Origin of the sequence: Paracoccus limosus, assembly GCF_009711185.1 — a bacterium.
GTDB classification, from domain to species: domain Bacteria; phylum Pseudomonadota; class Alphaproteobacteria; order Rhodobacterales; family Rhodobacteraceae; genus Paracoccus; species Paracoccus limosus.
In genome coordinates this window covers 1-5,559 of sequence record NZ_WMIF01000056.1, presented here as the reverse complement: position 1 = coordinate 5,559, position 5,559 = coordinate 1, and the positions used below count along the sequence as shown (strand labels likewise).

General features: G+C 56.5%; 4 protein-coding genes. 2 read left to right on the top strand and 2 right to left on the bottom strand.

What is annotated here, in order from left to right; all coding sequences use genetic code 11:
- Positions 1 to 94: 94 nt before the first annotated feature.
- On the bottom strand, positions 95 to 862 hold the full coding sequence (locus GL279_RS19210) for a hypothetical protein (RefSeq protein ID WP_170294026.1): 768 nt from the start codon (positions 860 to 862) through the stop codon (positions 95 to 97).
- 567 nt (positions 863 to 1,429) lie between these two features.
- Between GL279_RS19210 and GL279_RS18810 the strand changes: the two genes are divergently transcribed.
- Positions 1,430 to 2,335 carry a DNA-methyltransferase gene (locus GL279_RS18810; RefSeq protein ID WP_114535079.1) on the top strand — a complete coding sequence of 302 codons (906 nt, stop codon included), beginning with the start codon at positions 1,430 to 1,432 and terminating at the stop codon, positions 2,333 to 2,335.
- Positions 2,332 to 5,052: an N-6 DNA methylase gene (locus GL279_RS18805; protein ID WP_155066135.1), complete on the top strand. Its 2,721-nt coding sequence runs from the start codon at positions 2,332 to 2,334 to the stop codon at positions 5,050 to 5,052. Before GL279_RS18810 ends, GL279_RS18805 begins: the two co-directional genes overlap by 4 nt.
- A gap of 402 nt (positions 5,053 to 5,454) precedes the next feature.
- Here the strand turns inward: GL279_RS18805 and GL279_RS18800 are convergent.
- The coding region (locus GL279_RS18800) for a transposase domain-containing protein (RefSeq protein WP_155064130.1) at positions 5,455 to 5,559 on the bottom strand (105 nt) is incomplete at its 5' end.

Genomic DNA, 5,559 nt, shown 5'->3' with positions numbered 1-5,559 from the left:
GGGGCTTTCATTTTATCTCATCGAATTTGGTCGATTCCGGGTCATCACGATCCCGCCAGCCCCCCCCCCCCCCCCGCGGCCGGCCCGAACTGGATCACGCGGCGGACTGGGACATCAGCTTCCTGATGTGCTTGCGCAGCATGTCGATGCCGTCGTCCGTCTCGATCTGGAAATCGCCGCTCATCAGGTGCTCTTCGGTCAGGTCCTCGATGTTCAGATACGCGATGGTGTCCGCGTCGCGTTCGAAAGCGTCGGCGTATTCGTCGAATTCGGACTCGTCTCCCTCGTCCTCGATTCTCGCGGTGATGTGATCCGCAGTCGTGTCGCGGCAGTCGTGCTCGCCCACTGTGATCTCGTTCCCGCAGGCCCCGCTGTGCTCGTGCGCGAGGTAGCTGACGACTTTTTGGACCTCCTTGCCGCCCTTGATCACGCGGTATTTGCGGACGGACCATACGAATGACTTCTCGATCCCGTCTTCGTCGTCCTGGTCGTCCTCGTCGTCTTCGTCGTCTTCGTCGTCCTGGTCGTCCTCGTCGTCTTCGTCGTCCTGGTCGTCCTCGTCGTCCTGGTCGTCCTCGTCATCCTTGTCGTCCTCGTTGTCTTGGCTCTCGTCGCGGACCTCGATCAGTTCATCGATCTCGTCATACATGATCGAAGCGATGTGCCCGGCCGCGTCCTCGGCGTCGGCGTGAACCGTGCCCGCATCGAGGGAGCAAGGGTCCGACAGCAGCTTCGTCGCGTCGAACTCGAAACCGTCAGCCGGGTTTTCCATCGTCTTCGCGGACATGTTCGCGATGATCTCTTCGATCTCGAAAGCGGAAAGAACGGCGGCTGCAGCGGTGGTGTTTTTCAGGTTGGTCATGGCGTTTCTCCTGTTTTTGCCAAGTTTTCCGGGCCCCAAGTTTCCCCCGCGATTGCCCGATATTCGCGAGGCCCAGGTCGGCGGTTTTTGTTTATTGCCGCCTCTCTGTGAAATCGTGATATGATCTTAATGTGCTGAAATCAAATAAAAAAACACCATCAAGATTCAGGTAATGTTGATGGGTATTTCAAATTGCAGGAGAAAATATTCAATCACACAAGGATATTTTTTTGGATTAACTCACCGTTCGGAATAGGGCCGCCAAAAAATGTTATTGGCTGATCTAATTTTTTGGATTTTGAGAAAGCTTGATAGCGAATCATCGGGACGTGATTCGAATCATTACGAGCCCCCGAGATGGGGCTTGCTGCCGTCCGCGCAGCAGGATCGTTGGCGGAATGGTCTTGGTATGCCGCTCGACCGCACGTGAACGAAAGTGGAACATTTCTGGGCGACTCGATGCAGTTGAGGCAGCTATGAAGTTGCCTCCTCCGGAAAAATCGGTAGAATACCCGAAACCGGGCCGGTCAATGTCAGCCCACGAAGCAGGCTACGGACAGGGCAAACATGAGGTTTCTTGGGGGAGAACTGCACGAAGGTGACTGCCTCGAGATCATGAGCCGGATCCCCGACGGCTCGGTGGACTTGGTCCTGTGCGACCTTCCTTACGGCACGACACAGAACAAGTGGGACAGCGTGATCCCGCTCGATAAGCTGTGGAAGCAGTATCGCCGGGTGATCAAGCCGAACGGTGTGATCGTCCTGTCGTCACAAGGCATTTTCACAGCAAAGCTGATGCTCAGCAATGAGGCTTGGTTCAAATACAAGTTCTCGTGGGTGAAGAGTAAGCCGACTAACTTCCTGAACGCGCGCCGCCAGCCTCTGCGACAGCACGAGGACATCTGCGTGTTCTACGGCAAGCAGCCCGATTACATGTATGATCAAGTGATGTCGCCCGGAGAACCCTATGACAAGGGTGTCCGGAAGGCACAATACACTGGTAGCTACGGCGACTTCCGGCCCGTGCAGGTCAAAAGCGACGGGGAGCGTTTCCCTACCGACACGTTGTATTGCAAGACGGCGGAGAGCGAAGCGGGTGGACGTGTTTGGCACCCTACGCAGAAGCCGGTGGCGCTCGGGCGATATTTTGTGCGGATGTATACCAGACCGGGTGACGTCGTGTTGGACAACGCGTTCGGCAGCGGGAGCTTTTTAGTTGCGGCAGCAATCGAGGGCCGACGGTATATCGGCATCGAGAAAAACCAAGAGGTCCATCTCTTTAAGGACGAGCGAATTGACTACATGGAGGTCGCGCAATTGCGACTGGATGAAGTCAAAAGCATGATGGCCAATAATGTTAGGCCGCCAGCTTTGTTTTCGGCGTTGCAGCCTGGTGCGCGCGCTGGTCAAGGGAGCCGAGTCGGCATGGTTGATGTCGACGCGGTCATTAACAAGTCGAGGAAAGTCGGTTGAAACTGGCTGCGCGCTATAATGAGAGATCCTTCGCGATCGATCTGATTGGACATCTTAAAATCGCGATATCTAAGGTGAACCGACCCGTTAAGGACGCGGGCGGTGAGCACACAGTGTCTGGAGAGGGCGGAAGCCTGTTCCCGGACGTGCTGTTGTTCGGTGACCGATCTAACGCGGTCATTATGCAGGGGTGGGAGCTGAAGATGCCCGACACCAGCATTGATGACGTCGATTTCCGCGAAAATGCTGAAATGAAGGCCAGAATACTGGGCCTGGACAGTTATTTGCTTTGGAACGTCACGATTGCTCGCCTTTATCGGCTCGACCCGACCTCTGACAGGTTCACGATATATCGCGAGTGGAATGACCTGTCTGACATAACGACCAGAAAGATGGTCGTTCCGAACAAGGCCCGGTGGGAAGCGTTAGCTGAAAAGATACTGGTCGAACTGAACGACCTGCTGTCCGACGGATACATTCAGGGTAGGCCGTTTATCGAATCTTACCGGACTGGCGGGATCACCAACCTGCTGCTGACGAACGCGCCGGAGCTCGAGGCATCGCTCAAAAAAGCATCTATCTCAGACACCGATTTCGATGCCGAGATGGAGCAGTGGTGGATCAGCCACGGCGCAGAATACTTCAAGGGAACTCGCGAGGCGGTTCTTGCGCAGGCTATTCTATCGAACTGGATCGCCAAGTTCATGTTCGCCAATATCTTGCGGGAGCAGGACGACAGGGCTCGCACAATCGAGACAGTCGAGGACGAAACGACACCAGACGAAGCGTTGGAAATCTTTAAGCGCCTGTCCGAAGAGATAAATTTCTGGACGATATTCTCTGACTTCATCGGGCTGGAGAAGGTTACGCCGCAAGCTTGGGATCACCTGCTGCAGTTTAACGGGCTGCTACGCGATCTGCGAGTCGGATCCGTGGACCAAGCACAGCTTTCGGATATTCTCGAGACCACGGTCGAGGTCACCACCCGGAAGTTGCGGGGTCAGTATCCCACGCCCCTCGGATTAGCTCGGCTGCTTGCTCGACTTGCGGCAAAAGACATCTCGCAAGACCGCGTCATCGACCCGTGTTGCGGGAGCGGGACCATCGCGCGCGCCAACGCGGAGCTAAAACTCGTAACAGGCGAACTCCCGGCAGCGACAGTCTCCGCGCAGGTCTACGCCAGTGATCAAGACCCGCAGGCGGTTCAGATCGCTACGTTCGCGATGACAAATCCGGCGATGATGCATTCCCCGATCCGCGTCTTCCGCCGGGACGCCTTCACCCTGACGCCGGAGACCGAAGTCGACTTCACGGACCCGTCTGATGGGACCGTGATTACGGAGCATCTTGGGGAGTTTGACGCGCTGACAACCAATCTGCCGTTCATCGCGCAGGCTGGCAGGAAGCAGTATGGCAATGCTCTCGCCCGGGTTAAGGAGGCCATGGGCGAAGACGGGAAGACTTTCACGGGACGTTCCGACGTTGCCGCTTACCTACCGCTATCTCTGGCGCAGATCATCCGACCCGGCGGGCGCATGGCGATGATCATCACGAACTCATGGTTGGGAACGGATTGGGGTGACGCGTTTTACAGAGAGCTGTCAAAGCGCTTCGAACTGAAAACCGTCATTACATCCGGCTCTGGTCGCTGGTTCGGAAACAGCGAGGTCGTGACCAACATTCTGATCGCTGAACGGATCGAAGATCCCGATCAGCAGCGAGGACCCATAAAGTTTGTCACCCTGAAAAGACGCATTGAGGATCTCCAAAGCGTCGAGGATGTGCGCGACATCGCCCGGCAAATCGTCGCGGCCCGTCCCCTTGATGACGTGATGACGCTGCGAACCGTAATGCCGGATGCCTTGGAGCGGTTTCGATCTCTCGGGCTCTCCGGAAGTGCCCAGTTCGTGGACTGTGATTGGGCTCTGGACCTGCCGCTCATTCCGCTTGCAAAAGTCGCGTTCATCCGGCGCGGTGAGAGGCGCGGGATGAACGAGTTCTTCTATCCGAGAAAGCCAGAACTGATCGAGGACGAGTATCTGGTCCCGTTGGCCAAGAATATGACCGAGTTGCGCCGGCTATCAGGCCAGGCGCAAGGTGTTGCTTTCTCGTGCGCAGAGACCACCAGAGATTTGAAACGCATGGGCCACATTGGGGCTCTGGATTGGATCAACGCTTTCGCCACACCGGCAGTGATTAAAAAGCTGAGCCGCGCCGGGAAGCACTGGTATCAGATGGACACGGACGATCTGAGCTCGCTCGTCGCATCGGTGGGGTATGGAGAGCGAATTTTCGTTGGAAGATTAGACCCTCCTGCGTTCTGCGATCAGCGTCTCGTCCCGATTAAGCCTGCTCCGGACATCGACGATAAGCTGCTACACGCGCTCCTGAACTCGACCATCTCGATGTTTTTAATCGAGGGGTTGGGATTCGGACGCGGATTGGGGGTTCTGGACCTGAACAAGGACCGGATGGAGTCGTCGCTGCATGTGTTGGATCCCACTGTGCTGGATGACGCAGCAGCCGACCGCATATTGGCCGCGTTCCAGCCGCTGTTGCAGCGCGACATCATGAAGGTGGCTGATGAGCTGGAAGCTTCGGATCGCCAAGCGTTCGATGACGTGGTTCTTAAAGAATTCGGTATCGAAACGCCCCGAGAGCGCATCTACGACGCGTTGCGGGCCCTGTTCGAGATCCGTATGGCCGCAATCAGGTAGACGTCACCCCATTTCGCGCACCCGGTCTACGGGGCCCGTGGGTGCGCGGGTCCTTCCGGGGGATCCCTGTCAACCGGGGGGGCGTGGAACCCCGGTAAAACAGCGTATTTGGGCCCCAGGGGGGTGCACCACCACAAATAAATCCAAAACGGCCTTTTTCCGTTTCAGGCCAATGGCTTGTGCGTTCCGATAAATCGAATTGTTTGCGCATTCTGCGTGTTTTCGTGCACCGATAATACGCGACATGCTGGGATTATCGACTTAAAGCGTCTCATAGACATCATCATGACCTGAACCACGGAGCCGGAAGTTTGTGTCACGCTTTTTGTCCCGGAAATGTCACGCTTTTTTGTCACACTTCTGTCTCGCAATCAGCCTATGCGTAAGCGCGACGACGAGGCCCTATGCAGCGAGGCTTGACGCTTGGTCGTAGCACCAGGGCATGAGGTCCTCGATGCGGGATCTGGGGTGTCCGTCGAGGATGGCCCGGAGGGTATCGGCGAGGTA